Source organism: Caulobacter sp. BE254, assembly GCF_031457295.1.
In the GTDB taxonomy this organism is placed as follows: domain Bacteria; phylum Pseudomonadota; class Alphaproteobacteria; order Caulobacterales; family Caulobacteraceae; genus Caulobacter.
Genome location: NZ_JAVDWJ010000022.1, coordinates 17,919 through 40,439, shown reverse-complemented (window position 1 = coordinate 40,439; position 22,521 = coordinate 17,919). Strand labels below are relative to the sequence as shown.

Annotated in this window: 32 protein-coding genes and 1 pseudogene; 27 read left to right on the top strand and 6 right to left on the bottom strand. The window is 67.4% G+C overall.

All coding sequences use genetic code 11. The annotated features are described in order from the left end of the window. Positions 1–7: 7 nt before the first annotated feature. The 20 genes from rplP to J2X41_RS24120 all read left to right on the top strand — a co-directional run bounded on the left by rplP (position 8) and on the right by J2X41_RS24120 (position 12,156). The gene (gene rplP, locus J2X41_RS24215; protein WP_012285672.1) at positions 8–448 is read left to right on the top strand and encodes a 50S ribosomal protein L16; all 441 of its coding nucleotides are present in this window, start codon (positions 8–10) and stop codon (positions 446–448) included. After that, on the top strand, positions 445–639 hold the full coding sequence (rpmC, locus tag J2X41_RS24210) for a 50S ribosomal protein L29 (protein WP_012285673.1): 195 nt from the start codon (positions 445–447) through the stop codon (positions 637–639). Before rplP ends, rpmC begins: the two co-directional genes overlap by 4 nt. A gap of 10 nt (positions 640–649) precedes the next feature. Then, positions 650–889, top strand: a complete 240-nt coding sequence (gene rpsQ / locus J2X41_RS24205; protein WP_035080025.1) for a 30S ribosomal protein S17 — start codon at positions 650–652, stop codon at positions 887–889. 17 nt (positions 890–906) lie between these two features. Continuing rightward, positions 907–1,275, top strand: coding sequence for a 50S ribosomal protein L14 (rplN, locus tag J2X41_RS24200; RefSeq protein ID WP_007662742.1), 369 nt, complete (start codon positions 907–909; stop codon positions 1,273–1,275). Further along, entirely contained in the window at positions 1,275–1,589 is a 315-nt protein-coding gene (gene rplX, locus J2X41_RS24195; protein WP_310086982.1) for a 50S ribosomal protein L24, read from the top strand. The genes rplN and rplX overlap by 1 nt, the downstream gene beginning before the upstream one ends. Further along, the gene (rplE, locus tag J2X41_RS24190; RefSeq protein WP_310086980.1) at positions 1,582–2,139 is read left to right on the top strand and encodes a 50S ribosomal protein L5; all 558 of its coding nucleotides are present in this window, start codon (positions 1,582–1,584) and stop codon (positions 2,137–2,139) included. Before rplX ends, rplE begins: the two co-directional genes overlap by 8 nt. Positions 2,140–2,160: 21 nt before the next feature. Further along, a complete protein-coding gene (gene rpsN / locus J2X41_RS24185) occupies positions 2,161–2,466 on the top strand; it encodes a 30S ribosomal protein S14 (RefSeq protein ID WP_018061186.1) in 306 nt (101 codons plus the stop codon). Between the two features lie 10 nt (positions 2,467–2,476). Continuing rightward, positions 2,477–2,875 (top strand): 30S ribosomal protein S8, encoded by a 399-nt coding sequence (gene rpsH / locus J2X41_RS24180; protein WP_007662733.1) that lies wholly within the window; start codon positions 2,477–2,479, stop codon positions 2,873–2,875. 19 nt (positions 2,876–2,894) lie between these two features. Further along, positions 2,895–3,428, top strand: coding sequence for a 50S ribosomal protein L6 (gene rplF, locus J2X41_RS24175; RefSeq protein ID WP_310086977.1), 534 nt, complete (start codon positions 2,895–2,897; stop codon positions 3,426–3,428). Positions 3,429–3,431: 3 nt separating this feature from the next. Then, positions 3,432–3,788 carry a 50S ribosomal protein L18 gene (gene rplR, locus J2X41_RS24170; RefSeq protein WP_028041103.1) on the top strand — a complete coding sequence of 119 codons (357 nt, stop codon included), beginning with the start codon at positions 3,432–3,434 and terminating at the stop codon, positions 3,786–3,788. A gap of 10 nt (positions 3,789–3,798) precedes the next feature. Beyond that, complete coding sequence (gene rpsE, locus J2X41_RS24165) at positions 3,799–4,404, top strand: 30S ribosomal protein S5 (protein ID WP_018113050.1); 606 nt, start codon at positions 3,799–3,801, stop codon at positions 4,402–4,404. Positions 4,405–4,407: 3 nt separating this feature from the next. Continuing rightward, entirely contained in the window at positions 4,408–4,596 is a 189-nt protein-coding gene (rpmD, locus tag J2X41_RS24160) for a 50S ribosomal protein L30 (protein WP_028041101.1), read from the top strand. 126 nt (positions 4,597–4,722) lie between these two features. Next, positions 4,723–5,208: a 50S ribosomal protein L15 gene (gene rplO, locus J2X41_RS24155; protein WP_310086974.1), complete on the top strand. Its 486-nt coding sequence runs from the start codon at positions 4,723–4,725 to the stop codon at positions 5,206–5,208. Between the two features lie 281 nt (positions 5,209–5,489). Next, positions 5,490–6,848, top strand: coding sequence for a preprotein translocase subunit SecY (secY, locus tag J2X41_RS24150; RefSeq protein ID WP_028041099.1), 1,359 nt, complete (start codon positions 5,490–5,492; stop codon positions 6,846–6,848). A 132-nt stretch (positions 6,849–6,980) separates the two neighbouring features. Further along, positions 6,981–7,550 (top strand): adenylate kinase, encoded by a 570-nt coding sequence (locus J2X41_RS24145; protein WP_310086970.1) that lies wholly within the window; start codon positions 6,981–6,983, stop codon positions 7,548–7,550. A gap of 174 nt (positions 7,551–7,724) precedes the next feature. After that, positions 7,725–8,093: a 30S ribosomal protein S13 gene (gene rpsM, locus J2X41_RS24140; protein ID WP_012285684.1), complete on the top strand. Its 369-nt coding sequence runs from the start codon at positions 7,725–7,727 to the stop codon at positions 8,091–8,093. Positions 8,094–8,105: 12 nt separating this feature from the next. Then, on the top strand, positions 8,106–8,495 hold the full coding sequence (gene rpsK, locus J2X41_RS24135) for a 30S ribosomal protein S11 (protein ID WP_007662706.1): 390 nt from the start codon (positions 8,106–8,108) through the stop codon (positions 8,493–8,495). A 75-nt stretch (positions 8,496–8,570) separates the two neighbouring features. Beyond that, a complete protein-coding gene (locus J2X41_RS24130; protein WP_018061159.1) occupies positions 8,571–9,587 on the top strand; it encodes a DNA-directed RNA polymerase subunit alpha in 1,017 nt (338 codons plus the stop codon). Positions 9,588–9,773: 186 nt separating this feature from the next. Next, on the top strand, positions 9,774–10,187 hold the full coding sequence (rplQ, locus tag J2X41_RS24125; RefSeq protein WP_056437811.1) for a 50S ribosomal protein L17: 414 nt from the start codon (positions 9,774–9,776) through the stop codon (positions 10,185–10,187). A gap of 166 nt (positions 10,188–10,353) precedes the next feature. Next, entirely contained in the window at positions 10,354–12,156 is a 1,803-nt protein-coding gene (locus J2X41_RS24120) for a methyl-accepting chemotaxis protein (protein ID WP_310086965.1), read from the top strand. Here J2X41_RS24120 and J2X41_RS24115 read toward each other — a convergent pair. The 3 genes from J2X41_RS24115 to J2X41_RS24105 are packed head-to-tail and all read right to left on the bottom strand — an operon-like array spanning position 12,153 to position 14,097. After that, positions 12,153–12,383, bottom strand: coding sequence for a hypothetical protein (locus tag J2X41_RS24115; RefSeq protein ID WP_310086963.1), 231 nt, complete (start codon positions 12,381–12,383; stop codon positions 12,153–12,155). The genes J2X41_RS24120 and J2X41_RS24115 overlap by 4 nt on opposite strands. 3 nt (positions 12,384–12,386) lie before the next feature. Then, positions 12,387–13,202 carry an ABC transporter permease gene (locus J2X41_RS24110; protein WP_310086960.1) on the bottom strand — a complete coding sequence of 272 codons (816 nt, stop codon included), beginning with the start codon at positions 13,200–13,202 and terminating at the stop codon, positions 12,387–12,389. Beyond that, positions 13,192–14,097 (bottom strand): ABC transporter ATP-binding protein, encoded by a 906-nt coding sequence (locus J2X41_RS24105; protein WP_310086958.1) that lies wholly within the window; start codon positions 14,095–14,097, stop codon positions 13,192–13,194. The genes J2X41_RS24110 and J2X41_RS24105 overlap by 11 nt, the downstream gene beginning before the upstream one ends. 24 nt (positions 14,098–14,121) lie before the next feature. On the opposite strand from J2X41_RS24105, the pseudogene J2X41_RS24100 reads away from it, so the two are divergent. Further along, a pseudogene (locus J2X41_RS24100) lies at positions 14,122–15,506 on the top strand (ectonucleotide pyrophosphatase/phosphodiesterase). Positions 15,507–15,510: 4 nt separating this feature from the next. On the opposite strand, the gene J2X41_RS24095 reads toward J2X41_RS24100, so the two are convergent. After that, complete coding sequence (locus J2X41_RS24095) at positions 15,511–15,921, bottom strand: hypothetical protein (RefSeq protein WP_310086956.1); 411 nt, start codon at positions 15,919–15,921, stop codon at positions 15,511–15,513. Positions 15,922–16,042: 121 nt separating this feature from the next. Here J2X41_RS24095 and J2X41_RS24090 point away from each other — a divergent pair, with 121 nt between their 5' ends. From J2X41_RS24090 to J2X41_RS24065, 6 genes are all read left to right on the top strand, one after another. Continuing rightward, positions 16,043–16,495, top strand: coding sequence for a VOC family protein (locus J2X41_RS24090; protein WP_310086954.1), 453 nt, complete (start codon positions 16,043–16,045; stop codon positions 16,493–16,495). Between the two features lie 37 nt (positions 16,496–16,532). Beyond that, positions 16,533–16,862, top strand: coding sequence for a metalloregulator ArsR/SmtB family transcription factor (locus J2X41_RS24085; RefSeq protein ID WP_310086951.1), 330 nt, complete (start codon positions 16,533–16,535; stop codon positions 16,860–16,862). Continuing rightward, positions 16,859–17,365 (top strand): SRPBCC domain-containing protein, encoded by a 507-nt coding sequence (locus J2X41_RS24080; protein WP_310086950.1) that lies wholly within the window; start codon positions 16,859–16,861, stop codon positions 17,363–17,365. Before J2X41_RS24085 ends, J2X41_RS24080 begins: the two co-directional genes overlap by 4 nt. After that, complete coding sequence (locus J2X41_RS24075) at positions 17,362–18,609, top strand: TCR/Tet family MFS transporter (protein ID WP_310086948.1); 1,248 nt, start codon at positions 17,362–17,364, stop codon at positions 18,607–18,609. The genes J2X41_RS24080 and J2X41_RS24075 overlap by 4 nt, the downstream gene beginning before the upstream one ends. 120 nt (positions 18,610–18,729) lie before the next feature. Further along, positions 18,730–20,151, top strand: coding sequence for a Do family serine endopeptidase (locus J2X41_RS24070; RefSeq protein ID WP_310086946.1), 1,422 nt, complete (start codon positions 18,730–18,732; stop codon positions 20,149–20,151). Positions 20,152–20,251: 100 nt separating this feature from the next. After that, positions 20,252–20,674: a GFA family protein gene (locus J2X41_RS24065; protein ID WP_310086944.1), complete on the top strand. Its 423-nt coding sequence runs from the start codon at positions 20,252–20,254 to the stop codon at positions 20,672–20,674. Positions 20,675–20,815: 141 nt separating this feature from the next. Here J2X41_RS24065 and J2X41_RS24060 read toward each other — a convergent pair whose 3' ends face one another. Together J2X41_RS24060 and J2X41_RS24055 are read right to left on the bottom strand one after the other, a co-directional pair. Continuing rightward, positions 20,816–21,916, bottom strand: a complete 1,101-nt coding sequence (locus tag J2X41_RS24060; RefSeq protein WP_310086942.1) for an alpha/beta hydrolase-fold protein — start codon at positions 21,914–21,916, stop codon at positions 20,816–20,818. Between the two features lie 180 nt (positions 21,917–22,096). After that, positions 22,097–22,513, bottom strand: coding sequence for a VOC family protein (locus tag J2X41_RS24055; RefSeq protein WP_310086939.1), 417 nt, complete (start codon positions 22,511–22,513; stop codon positions 22,097–22,099). Positions 22,514–22,521: the final 8 nt, after the last annotated feature.

Below are 22,521 nucleotides of genomic sequence, written 5' to 3'. Positions count from 1 at the left end.
GAGCGCTATGCTGTCACCGAAAAAAACCAAGTATCGCAAGCAGTTCAAGGGCCGTATCCACGGCACCTCGAAGGGCGGCACCCTGTTGAACTTCGGTTCGTACGGCCTGAAGGCCGTCGAACCTGAGCGCATCACGGCTCGCCAGATTGAAGCTGCTCGTCGCGCCATCACCCGCCAGATGAAGCGTCAAGGCCGCGTCTGGATCCGTATCTTCCCGGACGTGCCGGTCACCGGCAAGCCGGCCGAAGTGCGGATGGGTAAGGGCAAGGGCGCCGTGGACCACTGGGCCGCTCGCGTGGCTCCGGGCCGCATCATGTTCGAAATCGACGGCGTGCCGGACGATATCGCGCGCGAAGCCCTGCGCCTTGGCGCCGCCAAGCTGCCGATCCGTACCCGCGTCGTCACCCGCATCGACGCTGGTGCGGCTCTGGAGGCCGAAGCGGCATGACCAAGATCCAAGACATCCGGGGCATGACTCCCGACCAACTCGCCGAGCAGCTGCTCAACCTGAAGAAGGAGCAGTTCAACCTGCGCTTCCAGGCGGCGACCGGTCAGGTGGAAAAGACCCACCGCGTCGGCGAGATCCGCAAGGAAATCGCCCGCATCAAGACCGTGCTGCGCGCCAAGGCCGCGGCTTAAGGAGAACGATATGCCCAAGCGTATCCTCGAAGGGGTTGTCGTCTCCGATAAGGGCGACAAGACCGTAGTGGTCAAGGTTGAACGGACCATCGTTCACCCGCTGCTGAAGAAGATCGTGCGTCGGTCCAAGAAGTACCACGCGCATGATGAGAGCAATGCGTACAAGGCGGGCGAAGTGGCCCGTATCATCGAGTGCGCTCCGAAGTCCAAGCTGAAGACCTGGGAAGTCCTTCCCAAGGCTTCAGCTTAATCTGGAAGGTTTGAACCATGATCCAGATGCAAACTAACCTGGAAGTCGCCGACAACTCCGGCGCCCGCCGGGTCATGTGCATCAAGGTGCTGGGTGGCGCAGGTCGTCGCTACGCCAGCGTCGGTGACGTGATCGTCGTGTCCGTGAAGGAAGCCATTCCGCGCGGCCGCGTGAAGAAGGGCGACGTGCTTCGCGCCGTCGTCGTTCGCGTGAACCAAGGCATGAAGCGTAAGGACGGGTCGCTGATCCGTTTCGACAAGAACGCCGCGGTCATCGTCAACAAGCAGAGCGAGCCGGTCGGCACGCGGATCTTCGGCCCGGTTCCCCGTGAACTGCGCGCCAAGAACCACATGAAGATCATCTCCCTCGCCCCCGAGGTGCTGTAATGGCTGCCAAGATTAAGAAGGGCGACCGCGTTGTCGTCCTGGCCGGCAAGGACAAGGGCAAGCAAGGCGCCGTGATCCAGGTTCTCCCCAAGGAGAACCGCGTCCTGGTGCAAGGCGTGAACCTGGTTCAACGCCACACCAAGGCCACCCAGGCTGATCCGCAAGGCGGCATCAAGAGCAAGGAAGCGACCCTGCACGTCTCGAACGTGGCTCTGGTCGATTCCAACGGCAAGCCCACCCGCGTCGGCTTCAAGATCGAAGGCGACAAGAAGGTGCGCGTCGCCAAGACGACGGGCGAGGTGATCAATGGTTGATCAAGCTTACGAGCCGCGGCTGAAGACCGAATATCGCGCGCGCATCCGCGCCGCGATGAAGGAGCAGTTCGCGTACACCAACGAGATGCAGATCCCCAAGCTGGACAAGATCGTCCTGAACATGGGTATCGGCGAGGCCGTGGCCGACTCCAAGAAGGCCCAGACCGCGCTGAAGGATCTGATGGCCATCGCCGGCCAGAAGCCGGTCGCCACGAAGGCCCGCAAGTCGATCGCCGGCTTCAAGCTGCGCGAAGGCATGGTGGTCGGCGCCAAGGTGACCCTCCGCAAGGACCGGATGTACGAATTCCTCGACCGCCTGGTCACGATCGCGCTGCCGCGCGTGAAGGACTTCCGCGGCCTGAACGGCAAGAGCTTCGACGGCCGTGGCAACTACGCCATGGGCCTGAAGGAGCACCTGGTGTTCCCGGAAATCAACTATGACCAGATCGAACAGATCTGGGGCATGGACATCATCGTCTGCACCACTGCGAAGACCGACCAGGAAGCTAAGGCTCTCCTGAAGGAATTCCAGTTCCCGTTCACGAATTAAGAGCGGGCAGGGAAACACACCATGGCCAAGAAAAGCGCCGTTAACCGTAATCTCGCGGTCAAGGCCCTCGTCAAGCAATACGCCGACAAGCGCGCCGCGCTGAAGGCGATCGCCAACGACGAAAGCCTGCCGCTGGAAGAACGCTTCGAAGCCCGCCTGAAGCTCGCGAAGCTTCCGCGCAGCTCGTCGGCTGTTCGCATTCGCAACCGCTGCGAAGTGACCGGCCGCCCGCGCGCCTACTATCGCAAGCTGAAGATGAGCCGGATTGCTCTGCGCGAACTGGGTTCGCAAGGGCAGATCCCCGGCCTCGTCAAGTCGAGCTGGTGAGGACGATCAGATGTCGATGAACGATCCCCTGAGCGATATGATCGCTCGCATCAAGAACGCCGCCACGCGCAAGCGCGCCAAGGTCGCGACGCCGGCTTCCAAGCTGCGCGCCCGCGTCCTGGACGTGCTGGCCGACGAAGGCTACATCCGCGGCTACTCGCTGGTCGAGAAGCCCGGCGCGTTCCCCGAATTCGAGATCGAGCTCAAGTATTTTGACGGTGAGCCCGTGATCGCCGAGATCAGCCGCGTGTCCAAGCCTGGCCGTCGCGTCTATTCGTCGATCAAGGACCTGAAGCCGATCAAGAACGGCCTGGGCATCTCGATCCTTTCGACGCCGAAGGGCGTCATGTCGGACTCCGCCGCACGCGACGCTAACGTCGGTGGCGAAGTCCTCTGCCGCGTCTACTAGGCGCGGGAGGGAACAGAGCATGTCACGTATCGGTAAGAAGGCCGTCGCGATCCCCTCGAACGTGCAAGTCACGATCGACGGGCAGACGGTCACGGTGAAGGGCCCCAAGGGGCAACTCGCCTGGACCATCGCCGAAGAGATCGCCGTTTCGCAGGAAGGTTCCGACCTCCTGCTGGCGGCGCGCGATGAGAGCAAGCGCGCCAAGTCGATGTGGGGCCTGTCCCGCACGCTGGTGGCCAACATGGTGCAAGGCGTCACCACGGGCTTCGAGGAAACCCTCGAGCTGGTGGGCGTCGGTTACCGCGCCGCGATGAAGGGCACCGCGCTCTCCATCCAGCTCGGTTTCTCCCACGATGTGGACGTCGAGGCTCCGGCCGGCGTCACCTTCGCGGTGCCCAAGCAGACCGAAATCAAGATCGCCGGCGCTGACAAGCAGGCGGTTGGCGAGATTGCCGCGAAGATCCGTCGCATTCGTCCGCCGGAGCCCTACAAGGGCAAGGGCGTGCGGTATGCTGGCGAGAAGGTTCGCCGCAAGGAAGGCAAGAAGAAGTAAGCCATGGCGCTCTCACCTCGCGAATCCGCCGTGCGTCGTGCCCAACGCACCCGCACCCGCCTCAAGGCCCTGTCCAACGGTCGTCCGCGTCTGTCGGTCTTCCGTTCGTCCAAGAACATCTACGCCCAGGTCATCGATGATGAACGTGGCGTGACCCTGGCTTCGGCCTCCACTCTCGAGGGTGAAGGTTCGGCCAAGGGCGCGGACAAGGACGCGGCCGCCCTGGTCGGCAAGCTCGTCGCCGAGCGCGCCATCGAAAAGGGCGTCAAGGACGTCGTCTTCGATCGCGGCGGCTACATCTTCCACGGACGGGTGAAAGCCCTGGCCGACGCCGCGCGCGAAGCCGGCCTGAACTTCTAAGGGAAACATCATGGCTCGTGGTGACCAACAGCGCGGAGAAGGCGGCCAACGCCGGGACCGTCGCGACCGCAACGCCCCCGAAGAGCGGGTCGACAGCGACATCGTCGAAAAGCTCGTCCACATCAACCGCGTCGCCGCCACCGTTAAGGGCGGCCGTCGCTTCAGCTTCGCCGCTCTGATGGTCGTCGGCGACCAGAAGGGCCGCGTCGGCTACGGTCATGGCAAGGCGCGTGAAGTGCCCGAAGCCATCCGCAAGGCGACCGAAGAAGCCAAGAAGACCATGGTCCGCGTCCCGCTCCGCGAGTCGCGCACCCTGCACCACGACGGCTACGGCCGTTGGGGCGCTGGCAAGGTCATGATGCGCGCCGCCCCTCCCGGCACGGGCGTCATCGCCGGTGGTCCGATGCGCGCGGTTCTCGAAACCCTGGGCGTCCAGGACGTGGTGGCCAAGTCGACGGGTTCCAGCAACCCGTACAACATGGTCCGCGCCACGTTCGAGGCCCTGAAGGTTCAATCGTCGCCCCGCCAGATCGCCGCCAAGCGCGGCAAGAAGGTCGGCGACATTCTCGGCCGCCGCGCCGACGGAGCCTCGGCTCCGGACGCCATCGAGGGCTAAGACATGGCTACGCAAACCAAGACCGTGAAGGTTCGCCAGACCGGCAGCCCGATCCGCCGCAACGCCGTCCAGCGCGCCACGCTCGCTGGCCTGGGTCTCAACAAGCTGGGCCGCGAGTCCGAGCTGGAAGACACCCCCTCGGTGCGCGGCATGATCCGCAAGGTCCAGCACCTGCTGGAAATCGTCGAGTAGGTCTGCTACGAGACGTCGAAATCGCCACCCCGGTGAAAGCCGGGGTGGTTTTCGTTTGAAGTTTCTTTGTTTTCAAAAGCCGAGTCCGGCCGCTGGCCGGGCGCAGATCTCCAAGGAGAGGCACACATGACCAAGCTGAATGAACTGGCTCCGGCCCCCGGCTCGACCAAGGGCCGCATGCGCATCGGCCGCGGCCCGGGTTCGGGCAAGGGCAAGACCGGTGGTCGCGGCGTGAAGGGCCAGAAGGCGCGCTCGGGCGTCGCCATCGCCGGCTTCGAAGGCGGCCAGATGCCGCTGCACATGCGCATGCCCAAGCGCGGCTTCAACAACCCCTTCCGCCTGGAGTTCGCCGAAGTGAACCTGTGGCGCCTGGAGCAGGCCGTGGCCGCTGGCAAGTTCAAGGCCGGCGCCGAGCTGGCCGCCGCTGACCTGGTCGCCGCCGGCGTGATCCGCCGCGAACTGGACGGCGTGAAGCTGCTGGGCAAGGGCGAGATCAAGACCGCCCTGAAGCTGACCGTCTATTCGGCGACCGAAGCGGCCATCAAGGCCGTGGAAGCCGCCGGCGGTTCGGTGACCGTGACCAAGAAGGCCAAGGCGCAAGCCGAAGCCTAAGTCCATAGCGTCATCCCGAATCCGGCGCGCCAAGCTCTTGGACGCCGTCGCCGGGATCGCGGACAGGGCAGGGGAGACCCCGCCAGGTGCGCAGTTTCCCATCGGGATGACAGAATAACGAGGCTCGCCGTGACATCGCGGCGAGCCTCACCTATGTACGGCTCCGTACTCGGGCCTTGTCCGGCCCCGGCGATTCACCGCCGACCGGACTGGCTCGAATTTATGCTTGGAGCGCGATCAAGGCCGCGGACGCGGCGCGCGCTCTCGACGTGGGGATTTGAATGGCCTCGGCCGCCGAACAACTCGCAGCCAACATGAACTTCGGGTCCTTCCAGAAGGCCACCGAACTTCACAAGCGCATCTGGTTCACGCTCATCGCCTTGATCGTCTACCGGCTCGGCACCTATGTGCCGATCCCGGGGATCAATCCGGAAGCCTTCGCCGCGGCGTTCTCGCAGCAGTCGAAGGGCATCCTGGGCATGTTCAACATGTTCTCGGGCGGGGCGGTGCAGCGCATGGCCGTGTTCTCGCTGAACGTGATGCCCTACATCAGCGCCTCGATCATCGTGCAGCTGATGGGCTCGGTGTATCCGCCGTGGGAGAAGCTGAAGAAGGAAGGCGGCGAAGCCGGCCGCAAGACCCTCAACCAGTACACCCGCTACCTGGCGGTCATCCTGGCCATCGTGCAGTCGTTCTCGATCGCCGTCGGCCTGCAGAGCCAGCCCAACATGATCGTCGGCGGCATCGCCCCGGCCTTCTTCATCCTGTCGACCGTGGTGGCCCTGACGGGTGGCACCCTGTTCCTGATGTGGCTGGGCGAGCAGATCACCAGCCGGGGCGTCGGCAACGGCGTGTCGCTGATCATCTTCGCCGGCATCGTGGCCGCCCTGCCGCTAGGCGTGGTGCAGATGTTCACCCAGGTGCAGACCGGCGCGATGTCGGGCTTCGCCCTGTTCGCCGTGGCCGTGCTGGCCGTGGCCGTGATCTTCTTCATCGTGTTCATCGAGCGCTCGCAACGCCGGCTGCTGGTCCACTATCCCAAGCGCCAGCAGGGCAACCGGATGATCGGCGGCGACACCTCGTTCATCCCGCTGAAGCTGAACACCGCCGGCGTCATCCCGCCGATCTTCGCCTCCAGCCTGTTGCTGCTGCCGACCACGGCCATGGGCTTCCTGGCCACCGCCAACCTGCCCAACTGGCTGCAATGGCTGCCCAGCGTCGTGGGCGCCCTGCAGCACGGCCAGCCGCTGTTCATGGTGCTGTACGCGGCCCTGATCATCTTCTTCTCGTTCTTCTACACCTCGGTGGTGTTCAATCCGGACGAGACGGCCGAGAACCTGCGCAAGTACGGCGGCTTCATGCCGGGCATCCGTCCGGGCAAGCGGACGGCGGAGTATCTGGACTACGTCCTGACCCGCCTGACGGTGATCGGCGCGGCCTACATCACCGCGGTCTGTATCCTGCCCGAGCTGCTGATGAGCAGCATGGGCCCGACCAAGTTCGCCCTGGGCGGCACCTCGATCCTGATCGTCGTGACCGTGACCATGGATACAGTCGCCCAGATCCAGTCCCACCTGCTGGCCCACCAGTACGAAGGCTTGATCAAGAAATCGAAGCTGCGCGGCGGCAAGGGGCGCTAACCCCTTCCGGCGCGACGTAAGGCAGGAACGCGGAAGCCGGTTTGTCACAAACCGGCTTCCGTTTTCATCGAACCCACTCTAGGTCTGGGCGGACGCGGGCGGCAGACCCGCGGAAACGCAGGAAGCGCATTGATGAACTTGATCCTGTTCGGGCCGCCTGGGGCGGGCAAGGGGACCCAGGCCAAGCGCCTGGTCGAGCAGCGGGGCATGGTCCAGCTGTCGACCGGCGACATGCTGCGCGCCGCCATCGCCTCGGGCTCGGACCTGGGCCAGAAGGTCAAGGGCGTCCTGGACCGTGGCGACCTGGTCACCGACGAGATCGTCATCGCCCTGATCGAGGAGCGCCTGCCCGAGGCCGAGGCGGCCGGCGGCGCGATCTTCGACGGCTTCCCCCGCACCATCGCCCAGGCGCAGGCCCTGGACACCATGTTGGCCAAGCGGGGTCAGAAGATCGACTCTGTTCTCCGACTCAAGGTAGACGAGCCCGCCCTGATCGAACGCATCACCAAGCGATACGCCGAGCAGGGACGGTCGGACGATAATCCCGAGACCTTCGTGAATCGCCTGGACCGCTACAACGCCGACACCGCGCCGCTGCTTCCCTACTACCGGGAGCAGGGCAAGTTGTCGGAAGTCGACGGCATGGGCACCGTGGAAGCGGTGGCCGGCTCCATCGACGCCGCGCTTTCGGTCGTGGCTTAAGACTTCGTTGGAATCCTCTCGATTGAGCGGATTCCGCCATTGACGGATGCGCAACTATCCCTATAACGGGGCGCTTCCGCGAAAGGGCGCGATCTGTGCGCGCCGGACTGGGTCGAAAGACCGGGCCGGGCGCGCCGTTCGCGTCTTTAGTGCGTGACTAGGAGAACATTAGACGTGGCCCGTATCGCAGGCGTCAACATCCCGACGAACAAGCGCGTTTTGATCGCGCTTCAGTACATTCATGGCATTGGCCAGAAGTCCGCTCGTGACATCGTCACGAAGGTGGGCATCGATGACGCCCGCCGGGTCAACCAGCTGACCGACGCCGAAGTGCTCGCGATCCGTGAAACGATCGACAAGGACTTCACCGTCGAAGGCGACCTGCGCCGCGAAAATTCGATGAACATCAAGCGCCTGATGGACCTGGCCTGCTATCGCGGCCTGCGTCACCGTAAGGGCCTGCCGGTCCGCGGTCAGCGCACGCACACGAATGCTCGTACCCGCAAGGGTCCGGCCAAGCCGATCGCCGGCAAGAAGAAATAAGGTAGCCTGACGATGGCCAAGGAACCGGCTCGCGTTAAAAAGCGCGAACGCAAGAACATCACCTCGGGCGTGGCGCACGTGAACGCCTCGTTCAACAACACCATGATCACCATCACCGACGCTCAAGGGAACACCATTTCCTGGTCGAGCGCCGGCGCGATGGGCTTCAAGGGCTCGCGCAAGTCGACCCCGTACGCCGCTCAAATGGCAGCGGAAGACGCGGGCAAGAAGGCCGCCGAGCACGGTGTGAAGACCCTCGAGGTCAACGTGTCGGGTCCGGGTTCGGGCCGTGAGTCGGCCCTGCGCGCCCTTCAGGCCGCCGGCATGACCATCACGACGATCCGCGACGTGACGCCGATCCCGCACAACGGCTGCCGTCCGCCCAAGCGTCGTCGCGTCTAGTACTATCAAGACCCAATTCTCCATCGCCGGCTGCGAGATTCGCGGCCGGCGAGCCGCGTTCAAGGGATCGACCACGTGATCGAAAGAAACTGGAACGAGCTGATCCGTCCTGAGAAGCCGCAAATCGAGACTGGCGCCGACGCGACCCGCAAGGCTCGCATCGTGGCTGAGCCGCTCGAACGCGGCTTCGGTGTGACGCTCGGCAACGCTCTCCGCCGCGTCCTGCTCTCCTCGCTTCAGGGCGCCGCCGTCACCGCCATCCAGATCGATGGCGTCGTACACGAATTCTCCTCGCTCGAAGGCGTCCGCGAAGACGTCGTCGACATCGTTCTGAACATCAAGCAGCTGGCCGTGCGCATGCACGCCGAAGGCCCCAAGCGCATGACCCTGCGCGCCACGGGCCCCGGCCCGGTGACCGCCGGTCAGATCGAAACCCCCGCCGACATCGAGATCCTGAACCCCGACCACGTGCTGTGCACGCTGGACGACGGCGCTTCGGTGCGGATGGAGTTCACGGTCAACACCGGCAAGGGCTACGTCCCGGCCGACCGCAACCGTCCGGAAGACGCGCCGATCGGCCTGATCGCCGTCGACGCCCTGTACTCGCCGGTCAAGCGCGTCGCCTATCGCGTCGAGCCGACCCGTCAGGGCCAGTCGCTGGACTATGACAAGCTGATCCTGGAAGTGGAAACCAACGGCGCGGTCACGCCGGTGGACGCGGTGGCCTACGCCGCCCGCATCCTGCAAGACCAGCTGCAGATCTTCATCACCTTCGAAGAGCCCAAGGCCAAGACCGCCGACGAGGCCAAGCCGGAACTGCCGTTCAACCCGGCCCTGCTGAAGAAGGTGGACGAACTGGAACTGTCGGTCCGCTCGGCCAACTGCCTGAAGAACGACAACATCGTCTATATCGGCGACCTGATCCAGAAGACCGAAGCCGAGATGCTGCGCACCCCGAACTTCGGCCGCAAGTCCTTGAACGAGATCAAGGAAGTGCTGGCCGGCATGGGCCTGCACCTGGGCATGGACGTGCCGAACTGGCCGCCCGAAAACATCGAAGACCTGGCCAAAAAGTTCGAAGACCAGATCTAAGAGTAACTGAGTACCGCGCTTAATCCGGGCCGCTCTTTCGCAAGAGCGGCCTGGGCCTTTTGAAGCCGCAACAGCGGTGGAGGGCCTCGGCGCTTCGTTCTGAACCCGGCCGGGACGCCGCTGGGATTGGTGACAATCAGCGCACTTTTCCGCGCTTCAGCGGGCCACGGCCCAGGAGACACTACAATGCGTCACGGTAAGGCTCACCGTAAACTCGGTCGTACGTCCGCTCACCGCACCGCCATGTTCGCCAACATGTCGGCCTCGCTGATCAAGCACGAGCAGATCGTCACCACCCTGCCCAAGGCCAAGGAACTGCGTCCGTTCGTCGAAAAGCTGGTCACCCTGGCCAAGCGCGGCGACCTGCACGCCCGTCGCCAGGCCATCTCGACCGTCCGCGACGTCGAGCAAGTCGGCAAGCTGTTCGCCACCATCGGTCCCCGCTACAAGGACCGCCAGGGCGGCTACATCCGCGTCCTGAAGGCCGGCTTCCGCTACGGCGACAACGCTCCGCTGGCCGTCATCGAGTTCGTCGATCGCGACGTCTCGGCCAAGGGCAAGGACTCCGGCCCGGTGTTCTCGAACGACTCGGACGACTAGGATTTTCAGCCTTGGCTGACGAAGAGGCCCTGGAGCGATCCGGGGCCTTTTTTGCGTCCGGGCCGCCGCGCCAGGTTGCAGCGGGCTCCGTTGTCGCTTCCGGTAGAGGTTTGTTCACCTCGTCGCCCCATCCTTCGCCGTTAAGGCTCTCGGGGGAGGGATCACGATGAAAATTTCCGGCGTCATGCGCACGTTTGGCGGCGCGCTGGCCGTGGGCGTGGTCCTAGCCGGCGGCCTGGCCCTGTTCGCGATCGAAGGCCTGAGGGTCGGCGGGCCGCTGTTCCGCCAGATCGTCGACAACAAGGACATCGTCGCCGACATCCTGCCGCCGCCCCTCTACGTGGTCGAGGCCGATCTGGTGGCCACCAAGCTGGTCGCCCACCCCGAGACGGTGGACGCCGCCGCCGACAAGCTGGCGGCCCTGCGCAAGGACTACGACACCCGCCGCGCCTATTGGACGACCGCGCCGATCGATCCGGCCATGCGCACGCTGCTGGTCGACCAGTCCGCCGCACCGGCCATGGAATTCTGGCGCGAGATCGACCAGGAGATTCTGCCCGCCGTCCGGTCCGGCGACCTGGAGCGCGCCCGGCGGGGCCTGGCCCGGGCCGACACCGCCTACGAGGCCCATCGCGCCGTGATCGACAAGGTGGTGGTCATGGCCAACCACGACGCCGCGGCGGTCGAGGCGCGCGCCGCGGCCCAGACCCGTCTGGCCTTCGCTCTGCTGGCCGGGGCGGGCGCGCTGATGCTGGTGGTGGTCGGCGGCGGGATCGTCCTGATGAGCCGCCGCATCGTCAAGCCGATCCAGGCCATGACCGGCTTCATGGGCCGGCTGGCGGCCGGCGACTACGATCGGGCCGTGCCGTTCGCCGGGCGAGGCGACGAGATCGGCGAGATGGCCAATTCGGTGGCCGTGTTCCGCGAGGCGATCGTCGCGCGGCAAGCGGCCGAGGACCGGATCGCGGTCGAACGCGACGAGACCGAGATCGCCAAGACCCGACACGACACCGAGCGGCGGACCGAGGAGGCGGGGCGTCTGCAGGTTGTCGAAGCCCTGGGCGCGGCGGTGGCCCGGCTGAAGGCCGGCGACCTGACGGCGCGCCTGGAGACGGCGTTCCCCAGCGCCTACGAGCGGCTGCGCGGCGACTTCAACCGGGCGATCGCCGGGCTCGAGGCGGCCATGGTCGAGGTGGTCGAGGGCGCGGGCGGCCTGCGGGCGGGAGCCGGCGAGATCCGGGGCGCGATCGAAGACCTGTCGGCCCGCACCGAACGCCAGGCCGCCAGCCTGGCCGAGACCGCCGCCGCCGTGGGCCAGGTCAGCGCCAGCGTCAGGCGCACGGCCGAGGGCGCGACCGAGGCCAACGCCGCCGTGACCGACAGCCGGGCGGTCGCCGACCGGTCCAGCCAGGTGGTCGGCCGCGCGGCCCAGGCCATGAGCCAGATCGAGAGCTCGTCGGCCAAGGTCTCGCAGATCCTGGGCGTGATCGACGAGATCGCCTTCCAGACCAACCTTCTGGCCCTGAACGCCGGGGTCGAGGCGGCGCGCGCCGGTGACGCCGGCCGCGGCTTCGCGGTCGTGGCCCAGGAGGTGCGGGCCCTGGCCCAGCGCTCGGCCGAGGCGGCCAAGGAGATCAAGGGGCTGATCTCGGAGTCGTCCGACCATGTGCGCTCGGGGGTGACCCTGGTGGGCGAGGCTGGCGAGGCGCTCGGCGACATCGTCGAGCGGGTGGGGCTGATCGGCGGCCTGATGGAGCAGATCGCCCAGTCCAGCCGCGAGCAGGCCGCGGGCCTGGCCGAGATCGACCAGGCGGTCGGCCAGATGGACCAGGTGATCCAGCAGAACGCCGCCATGGCCGAGCAGGCCACCGCCGCCAGCCGCGGCCTGGCCGACGACGCCGTGCGCCTGGAGGCCCAGGTCGAGCACTTCCAGGTGTCGGGCGGGCAGGGCGCCTGGGCGGCCGCCTAAGCCGACCGGTTGCCGAGGACGACAACTGCGGCTGCGAAGCCGAACATCAAGTCGTGCATGACCACCACGAGCCAGAACATGCCGGGCTCGCGGTCGCGCTCGATATACCAGGGCTTGCCAAGCGTGCGGATGGGCAGGGCGATCCGCCGCCGGACGATGGCTTGGTAGACGGTCCACGCGATCCAGCCACAGACCGCCAGCCCCCATATCCATCGCACGGGCGTCAACGCCTACTCCTTGGTCAGGTCCTGGCGGCGGAACAGCGCCACCGCGCCGGCTGCCAGCACGATCAGCCAGGCCAGCAGCAGCACCAGCGCCAGGCCTGCGGGGCCCGCCTCGGGGCGCACCTCGTCGGGGGCGGCGACGAAGCCCTTGAGGATGCGGCCCGCATAGGCCGGGATCGCCAGGCTCTTCCAGGTCGTGGCCTGCATCGTGGCGGCCAGGGTCGACTGCACGAACACCACCACCAGGCCAGCGATCACAGCGCCCATGGTCGAGCGGGTGACGACGCCGACCAGGCCCGCCAGGGCGCCGACCAGCATGACCTCCAGCCAGGTGATCACGAAGACGCCGGCGAAATGGCCGAGGAAGGCCGAGCCGTTGGGCGGGGCGACCAGGGCGGCGTGGTTGACGACGCTGCCGAACAGGCCCGCCAGCACCGACGTGAAGGCGGTCAGCAGCAGGCTCCAGGCCGCGACCTCGGCGAAGACGATCAGCTTGGCGGCCAGCAGGTTGACGCGGCTGTTGCGCGGGGTGAGCAGGCGCCAGGTCTCCCAGCGATAGTCGCCGGCGAAGATCGCCGCCGCGCCGATCAGCAGGAACAGGGCGGTGAACGGTCCCGACGCCCCGGCCACGGCGCCCATGGCCCGGTTGGCCAGGTCGGTCGTCTCGCCGGGAATGGTCCGGTGCAGGACCGCGCGGGTGAAGACGTCGATCCCCATGCTGAACAGCATGGAGACCAGGGGCGCGAAGCCGAAGCCCCAGAACAGGGCGGTCCGGTCGCGGGACAGGCGGAAGCGCTCGGCGGCGATGGCGTCAGCGAGCATCGGCAAGATCCTTTGGGCCAAGCGCGCCGAGATAGGCGCTCTCAAGGTCGCCCTCGCGCCAGCGGGCCTCGGTGATCTCGACCCCAGCCTCGACCAGGGCGCGGATCAGGGCCGGGGTTTCGGCGCGCAGCACATCAGCCAGAACGGCGTTGGCGCCGTCGGGCTCGCCCTTGGCGCCGAGCACGGCCAGGGCCTTGTCGATGGGCGAGACGGTCAGGCGCAGGCGCGGCTTGCCGCCGGTTAGGGCCTCGACGTCGCCCTCGGCGGCCAGCTTGCCCTTGGAGAAGATCGCCACCCGGTCGCAGACCCTGCGGACCTCGTCCAGCTGGTGGCTGGCCAGGATGATCGTCACGCCCTCCTTGTCGGCCAGGTCGCGGATCAGGGCGCGGATCTCCTGGATGCCGGCCGGGTCCATGCCGCTGGTCGGCTCGTCCAGGATCACCAGCTCGGGCCGGGTGAAGAAGGCCGCGGCCAGGCCCAGGCGCTGCTTCATGCCCACCGAGAAGGTGCCGGCCTTGCGGTCGGCGGCGCCGCCCAACCCGACCCGCTCGAGCCAGTAGTTGACGTCGGCCGAGCCTATCGCGCCGCTTTCCATGGCCAGCATCCGCAGCACGTCGCGGGCGGTCAGATAGGGCGGATAGCGCGGCGTCTCGATCATCGCCCCGACCCGGCGCAGGGATGAGGCCTGGCCGGCCGGGGCGCCGAACAGCCGCGCCGTCCCGCTGGTCGGCCGCACCAGGCCCAGGGCGATCCGGAACAGGGTGCTCTTGCCCGCCCCGTTCGGACCCAGCACGCCGAACACTCCGCCGGCCGGGATGCGTAGCGACAGGCCGTCCAGGGCGCGCACCGCGCCATAGGTCTTGACGAGGCTCTCGGCCTCCAGGGCGAAGCTCATGCGCGACAGGTTCCGGCGGCGGTCATGCGGGGCGACTCCCTGAAAGTTGCGGCGACTATGGCCGGGCGGGCCTCCCTCGCCAAGTTAAGTCGCCGACAGACATGGCGAGCCGTCACAAGCCTGGGCTATAGGCGAGCGTCCCAGTACGAGGTGTGCGTGATGGTCATTGTGTGTCGGTGGATGGTCCTGGCCGCGGCCCTGATGCTGGCGACCTTCGCCACGTCCTCGCGGGCCGAGGCGGCCAAGAGGCCGTCGAAGCCGGGCCTGACCATCCTGATCTCGCTGGATGGCTTCCGGCCCGACTATCTGGACCGGGGGAACACTCCGGTCCTCAACGCCCTGGCGGCCGACGGCGCACGCGGGGCCATGCGGCCCTCGTTCCCGTCCCTGACCTATCCGAACCATTACACCCTGGTCACCGGCAAGCGGCCCGACCACCACGGCATGGTCAACAACACGCTGGAGGACGAGGCCATCCCCGGCGGCAGCTTCAGCATGTCCAACCACGCGGCGGTCGGCGACGGGCGCTGGTGGGACCAGGCCAGGCCGATCTGGGTCAGCGCCGAGCAACAGGGCGTGCACGCCGGCATCCTGTTCTGGCCGGGCTCGGAAGCGCGGATCGACGGCGTGCGGCCCAGCCGCTGGAAGGTCTTCGACATGAAGGTCTCGTCCAACGACCGGGTCGACACCCTGCTGTCGTGGATCGACGCCAAGGCCCCGCCGCTGGGTTTCGCCACCCTCTATTTCGACCGCGCCGACACCGAAGGCCACCACCACGGCCCGGATTCGCCGGAGGTGAACGCCGCCGCCGCCGAGGTCGACGCCGCGATCGGCCGGCTGGTGGCGGGCTAAAGGCGAGGGGACTGTACCGGACCACCAACCTCGTCGTCGTCGCCGACCACGGCATGGCGCCCCAGCCGCTGAGTGGCCTGGTCGAGATCTCGACCCTGGTCGACCCGGCCAAGGTCAAGTTCGTCAGCACCGGTTCGATCGTCGGCGTGCGCGCCTTGCCGGGGTTCGAGGCCGAGGTCGCGGCGGCGATGCTGAAGGCCCACCCGCATCTGACCTGCTGGGAGAAGGGCCAGATCCCGGCCCGCTACGGCTACGGGACCAATCCGCGCGTGCCGCCGATCGTCTGCCTGGCCGACCTGGGCTGGTACTTCGTCACCGCCAGCGCCCTCAAGAAACGGCTGGAGGAGCATCCGCGCGACGGCGGGGCCCACGGCTACGACCCGTTCGACCCCACCATGCGGGCGGTGTTCGTGGCCCACGGTCCGGCCTTCCGGCGGGGCGTCGTGCTGCCGGTGTTCGACAATGTCGACGTCTATCCGCTGCTGACCCGCCTGATCGGCGTCAGGGGCGACAAGGGCGACGGCGCGCTGGGCCCGGTGAAGGCGGCGCTGCGGTAGGCGATCACCACTCGATCTTGTCGGGCGCCCGGCTGGGCAGGGCGATGGTCAGGGCCAGGTTCAAGACCTCACAAGGGGGTTTCCCCATGCTGACGTCGTGGACCACCGCATCCGGACGCGGGGCGCGAGGCGAGCCGTCATAGGTCAGGACGTGGAGGTGATAGCCGCGGCCGCCGTGCTCGTAGATCATCACATAGCGGTCCGACAGACGGGCGGCCGAGGCGAAGCGCCGCCAGGGGCCCGGGCCGACGTCGGACGCGCTGAACGGACCGCCGGCGGGTGAAAGCTGGATCTGGCGCGCGTCGAGCGCGCGCGTCATCGCCGGCGGCAGGCCAGCCAGATCGGCGATCGGTTCCGCGCCGGCGACCAGTTGGCAAACGGCTGGCGAAGGGGTGGGCGCGTCAGCGAGCATCATGATGGCAACCTCCTGATCCAAACAACCTTGGGGCGTGCTCTCGGCAGGATTGTGGCGCCGCTTGCGCAAATAGTTTCGATATGCGTTAAATATTGCGGAAATCGGAAAACGGAGCTTCGCCATGATCCGCAGCGCCCTGACCTCGGCCCTCTGCTATCGCGACCCCAAGGCCGCGCTGAAGTTCCTGGAGGCCGCGTTTGACTTCGAACTGGTGATGCTGATCGAGGACAACGAAGGCAACCTGGCCCATGCCGAGATGAGCTTCGGCGACGGCCTGGTGATGATCGGCAATGAGTGGACCGCGCAGCACAGGAGCCCGGCCTCGATCGACGGGTTCAACACCCAGAGCGTCCACATTCACCTGGAGGGCGACATCGACGCCCACTGCGAGCGGGCGCGGGCGGCCGGAGCCGAGATCCTGATGGAGCCGGCCGACCAGTTCTACGGCGACCGCACCTATCGCTGCCGCGACCCGGAGGGCCATTTCTGGACGATCGGCGCGCCGGTCCGCGCGGTCAGCGTGGAAGAGGCCGAGGCGGAGTCCGGCCTGAAGGTGGTCAAGGGCTGGGCGTGACTCCCGACGATTTCCGCCGCCTGGAGGCGACCTCGTCATGAGCGCCTCGCTCGACGTGACCCTAGCGGCCCTGGCCGACCCGCATCGGCGGGCGACCGTCGACCTGCTGCGCCAGGGACCGCGCCGGGCGGGCGAGCTGGCCCAGGCCGCCGGCCTGTCGGCCCCGGCCATGAGCCGCCACCTGCGCGCCCTGCGCCTGGCCGGCCTAGTGGAGGAGACCCATCCGCCGTTCGACGCCCGGGTGCGGGTCTACGCCCTGCGGCCCGGGCCGATGGCCGAGCTCAAGGCCTGGGCCGAGGCCGCCGAGGGTCTGTGGAGCGACCAGCTGCTGGCGCTGAAGGCGCATGTCGAGGGAGGCGGCGGGTGAGCTCCAAGATCCTGGTCGCCCTGCGCATCAAGGCCGCGCCGTCGCGGGTTTTCGAGGCGTTCACCGCCGACATCGGCGCCTGGTGGAGGCCTAATCCCCTATTCTCGTTCACCCCGCGCTCGCCCGGCGTGCTGGCGTTCGAGGGGACCGGCCAGGGCGCCCGCCTGGTCGAGCGCCTGCCGTCGGGCAAGGTGTTCGAGATCGGCCCCGTCCGCGTCTGGGCGCCCGGCGAGCGGCTGGTGTTCGGCTGGCGCCAGGCCAGCTTCGCGCCGGGCATGGACACCGAGGTCGAGGTCCGCTTCGAGCCGGCAGGAGACGAGACCCGGGTCACGGTCGAGCATCGCGGCTGGGATACGGTGCCGACCGAGCACGTGGCGCGCCATCGCTTCCCGGACGCCGTCTTCCTGCAGCGCCACGCCGAATGGTGGCGCGCGTTGCTGACAAGTCTCGCCAGCCGGGCGGCTATGGACGTAAAAGAACGCGCCAGGGAGGGCGACGCATGACCAAGGCCATCAGCCGAAACCACCGACAGGCCGCGCTCGGCTTCATCTTCGTCACCGCCTGCCTGGACGTGCTGTCGCTGGGGGTGATGATCCCCGTGCTGCCCGAGCTGATGAAGCGCTTCAACGGCGGCGACACCGCCTCCACGGCCCTGTGGGTGGTGCTGTTCGCCACCACCTGGGGCGTGATGCAGTTCTTCTGCTCGCCGATCCTGGGCCTGATGTCCGACCGCTGGGGCCGCCGCCCGGTGATTCTGACCTCGATCTTCGGCCTGGGGGTGGATTTCCTGTTCATGGCCTTCGCCCCAACCCTGTGGTGGCTGTTCGTCGGTCGGGTGTTCAACGGCATGACGGCGGCCAGCTTCTCGACGGCGGGAGCCTATGTCGCCGACGTCACCAAGCCCGAGGAGCGGGCCAAGGGCTTTGGCCTGATGGGCGCGGCGTTCGGGGTGGGCTTCACCTTTGGCCCGGCCCTGGGCGGCTGGCTGTGGCAGTTCGATCATCGGCTGCCGTTCCTGGTCTGCGCGGGCCTGGCCCTGTGCAACTGGCTGTACGGCTTCTTCGTGCTGCCGGAATCGCTGCCGCCCGAGAAGCGCGTCCATCGCTTCGACTGGAGCAAGGCCAATCCGCTGGGCTCGCTGAACCTGCTGCGGAGCAAGCCCGACCTGCTGGGCCTGGCGGGCGTCGGCTTCCTGTTCCAGCTGGCCCACAACGTGCTGCCCAGCGTCTTCGTGCTGTACATGGGCTTCCGCTATCACTGGTCGACGGCGGTGATCGGCCTGACCCTGATGGGCAGCGGCATAGCCGGCATCCTGCTGCAGAGCTTCGTGGTCGGGCCGGTGGTCAAGCGGGTGGGCGAGCGCGGCGCCCTGCTGATCGGCCTGTTCAGCGGCTGCGTCGGCTTCATGATCTATGGCCTGGCGCCGACGGGCTGGCTCTATCTGTGCGGCCTGCCGATCTTCGCCTTCACGGGGCTGATCCAGCCGGGGCTGCAAGGGCTGATGACCCGCCGGGTTCAGCCGTGGGAGCAGGGCCAGCTGCAGGGGGCGAACTCGGCCATGATGGGCGTCACCGCCATCGTCGGGCCCTCGCTCTACCTGCTGCCGTTCTCCTGGGCGGTCCGCCACGACGCCACGGTGCACCTGCCCGGCCTGCCGGCCCTGATCGCCGCGGTCCTGCTGCTGGCGGCCACGGTGCTGGCCATCCGCGTGGCGCGGCCCGTGGCGGTGGAACCGAGCGTCGCCTGACCGTCTTTGAATAGCGGCGGGAAGGGCCTGGCGCCGAAATCCCGGACCTTGGCCGCCATCAATGCGCCCGAAAGCTCGGCTGATCTCGCGGGCTGCAATTCACGGAGTCGCCCAACAACCATGCGATCCTATCGCGTCGTGCTTCCCGCCCTGGCCCTGCTGGCCGCCTGCTCGCCGCAGGGGCCCTCGAAGGCCCAGACACTCCCCGATCTGGCCCAGCCGACCCGCCGGGTCCCCACCGACCCCGGGTCGATGAAGGCCTCGTTCTCGCCGGTGGTGAAGAAGACCGCCCCGGCCATCGTCAACGTCGCCAGCAAGCGCGTGGTGCGCCAGCAGGCCGATCCGTTCTGGGACTTCTTCATGGGCGGCGGCGGCGGGGCGCCGCGCGAGCAGGTGCAGGGCTCGCTGGGCTCGGGCGCCATCGTCCGCGCCGACGGGGTGATCATCACCAACCACCACAATATCGAGAACATGAGCGACGTCACCGTCCAGCTGGCCGACCGCCGGGAGTTCCCGGCCACGGTGCTGCTGGACGACCCGCGCTCGGACCTGGCGGTGCTGAAGATCGACACCAAGGGCGAGCGCCTGCCGGTGATCGCCATCGACGACCAGGAGCAGCTGGAGGTCGGCGACCTGGTTCTGGCCATGGGCAACCCGTTCGGGGTCGGCCAGACCGTGACCAACGGCATCGTCTCGGCCCTGGCCCGCACCGACGTCGGGGCCGCCGAGTTCGGCAGTTACATCCAGACCGACGCGGCGATCAATCCGGGCAATTCCGGCGGTCCGCTGGTCGACATGGATGGCGACCTGATCGGGGTGAACACCTTCATCATCTCGCGCTCGGGCTCGTCCAGCGGCGTCGGCTTCGCCATTCCCGCCGCCGTGGTGCGCCAGGTGGTCAACGCGGCCCTGGGCGGCGGCCATAGCGTGGTGCGGCCCTGGCTGGGGGTGAAGGGCCAGCCGGTGACCGGCGACATCGCCCGCAGCCTGGGCCTGGCCACGCCCCGCGGCGTGGTGATCTCCGACGTCTATCCGGGCGGCTCGGCCGAGCGGGCAGGCGTCCGCGACGGCGACGTGATCCTGTCCATCGACGGCCAGGCGGTGAACGACGAGGGCGGCGGCGCCTTCGCCATCGGCACCCACAAGATCGGCGACCGGGTCCAGGTGCTGATCAATCGCAACGGCAAGGAACAGACCCTGACCCTGCGCGCCGAGGCCGCGCCGGAAAGTCCCCCCCGCGACGAGCGGGTGATCAAGGGCCGCAATCCGTTCGACGGCGCCACCGTGGTCAACCTGTCGCCCGCCGTGGCCCAGGAGCTGGGCGCCGACCCGTTCGCCGCTCGGGGCGTGCTGGTCACCCAGGTCGGTCAGGGCTTCGCGCTCAATGTGAACCTGCGTCCGGGCGACCTGATCCGCGAGGTCAACGGCCGGGCCATCAACACCACCGCCGATTTGGCGGCGGCGTCCAAGGCAGGGGCCGCGACCTGGACCATCACCATCGAGCGCAACGGCCAGCGGATTACGGCGCGGCTCAGGGCTTAGGCGAGCGCGGCGGCCGCGAGAGCGGCCGTCACGACGCTTGTTGCGGGCCGGCGGAAGCGTTACCGTCTCCCGGCTGGTCACGCGAACCCTGGAACGTGTCATGACCTATGTCGGAAGCTGCTTCTGCGGCGCGGTCCAATTGGAAGCCGTCGGCGAGCCCGAGGCCATGGGCTATTGCCATTGCCGCTCGTGCCGGTCCTGGTCGGGCGGGCCGGTCAACGCCTTCAGCCTGTGGAAACCGGACGCCGTGCGGGTCACGTCGGGCTCCGACGAGGTGGCGACCTACCAGAAGACCGCGTTCAGCCAGCGGCGATACTGCGCCAAGTGCGGCGGCCACCTGATGACCGACCATCCGACCCTGGGGCTGGTCGACGTGTTCGCCGCCACGCTGCCGACCCTGGCCTTCGCGCCGGGCGTGCACGTGAACTACGCCGAAACCGTGCTGCCGATGCGCGACGGCCTGCCCAAGCTGAAGGACTTTCCAGCCGAGTTCGGCGGTTCCGGCGAGGCGATGGCGGAGTAGGCGGCGCTTGGGGCGCGTCGACATTCAAGCCTGATCGCCAAGGCTCTTCATCGCCGGTTGAATCGAGTGTTCCTGCCACAGGGGCGTGGTCACGCGAGACCGACGGTTGTTGGCCGTGGCAATTTGAAGGCCTGGAGACGCCTACTGCGCCGGCTTGCGCTCCGCACGGACTTTCGCGCCGCGCCCGGTCAGAGTCAGTCCGCTCGGGTCGAAGGTGACGTCGAGGTCGCCCGTAAAGGCGTAGAAGCGGTCCGTGCCGTTCGGCAGCCAGTAGACTGATGGCTGGTCATCGACCTGGGCCGCCAAAAGGTTGTCGAACCCTGGCTTGACGGTCAGGGTGCGGCCATCCGGCAGTGCATATGCCCCGACGTAGTGCGCAAGCGCGCTTTGCGACAACGGCACGTAAGGCAAGTCGACCGGTACGGTGGGCGGCAACACGAAGCGGAAGCCGTCGAGCATCAGGTTCGGATAGTAGGAGAGATGGTTCTCGCCCGCATAGGACTTGGCTTGCAATGTGACGCCCGGACTTGCCTTGAACGCAGCGGTCAAGGCGGTGAAGCCCTGCCCCATAAAGCGCTTCTCGGAGACCGTGGAATCCTCTGCGCCCCCGACGGCCAGGAAGACCCTCTGGCCATGAGCCCTGGCTGTTGCCTTGGCGATCCGGTCCACGAGGCCGGGATCTCGCGGAACCACCACGCTGCCGATGATGTAGCCGGCGAAGGCGTTGGGATTGTCCGCGAAGACGTTGGCGGCGAACACGCCGCCCAGCGAATGACCAAACAGCACGGCGCTCGCAGGATCGGCCGGGTACTTCGCCTCGATGAACGGTTTCAGGTCCTGAAGCAGAAACGCCTCGAAGACCGCGCCGCCGCCGCCCAAGGTTTTCCCGTCCACGGTGAAGGGATGGTGCGTGAAGTCCTGGTTGCGGGAGGACGGCTGGCCGGGGGCGAGACGCAGGCTGACGACGATCGCCGGCGCCATCATGGCCCGCCCGCCGAGAAAGACGCTGTTCGACCCGGCCAGTCCGTAGCCGCCGTCCAGCGCATATATCGCCGCGAGCTTCTGGCCGGGCAGGAAGACCTTGGCCTCGGGGAGTTGGACGGTAACCTCGTAGTCTCGCCCCAGGCGGTCAGAGTGGACGACGAACCTCGTTGCGCCCTGCTGGGTTATGGGCGCTTCCGAGACGACCGTCAGGGGATCGGCGACCGCCGTCGACGCCAGCGCGGCAACGACGATCGACAAGCATGCCGCCAAAGTCCGGTGCATAGCCCCTCCCGCATCCTAAGGTGAAGCTGGAGGCCTCTGGTGTCTGAAAGGTGGCGCTAGCCCGACGATTATATGGTGTGGAGCGCTGGCTAAGGGCAGGAGAAAGATTAGGTCGCGGGCTGTTCGACTCCCAGGGCGTAGAATGTAGGTACGCCCCTAACCCTTGATCTTCGAAGCCACCGACCAGGTGTGGCCGAACGGGTCGACGAGCTGGCCGTAGCGGTCGCCCCAGAACTGGTCGGCCAGCGGGAAGCGCACCGTCGCCCCGGCCTCGACGGCCCGGTTCCACCAGGCGTCGGCGTCGTCGACTTCCAGGTGCAGCGTGACGGCCGAGGGCGGAACATAATCGCCATGCGCCATTTCGCTGAAGTGGTCCGACAGCATGACCCAGTCGCCGTTGATCAGCAGCCGCGAATGCAACAGGCGCTCGCCGTCTTCGGCGGTGTTGCGGAACACCTCCTGCGCCCCGAACGCCCGCTTGTAGAAGTCCACGGCCGCCTTGCCGCCGACGACGGAAAGATAGGGGGTGACGCCGGTCGTCGGACCCCGGGCGGGATCGCCTTCGTTGGTCATGGTGGTTC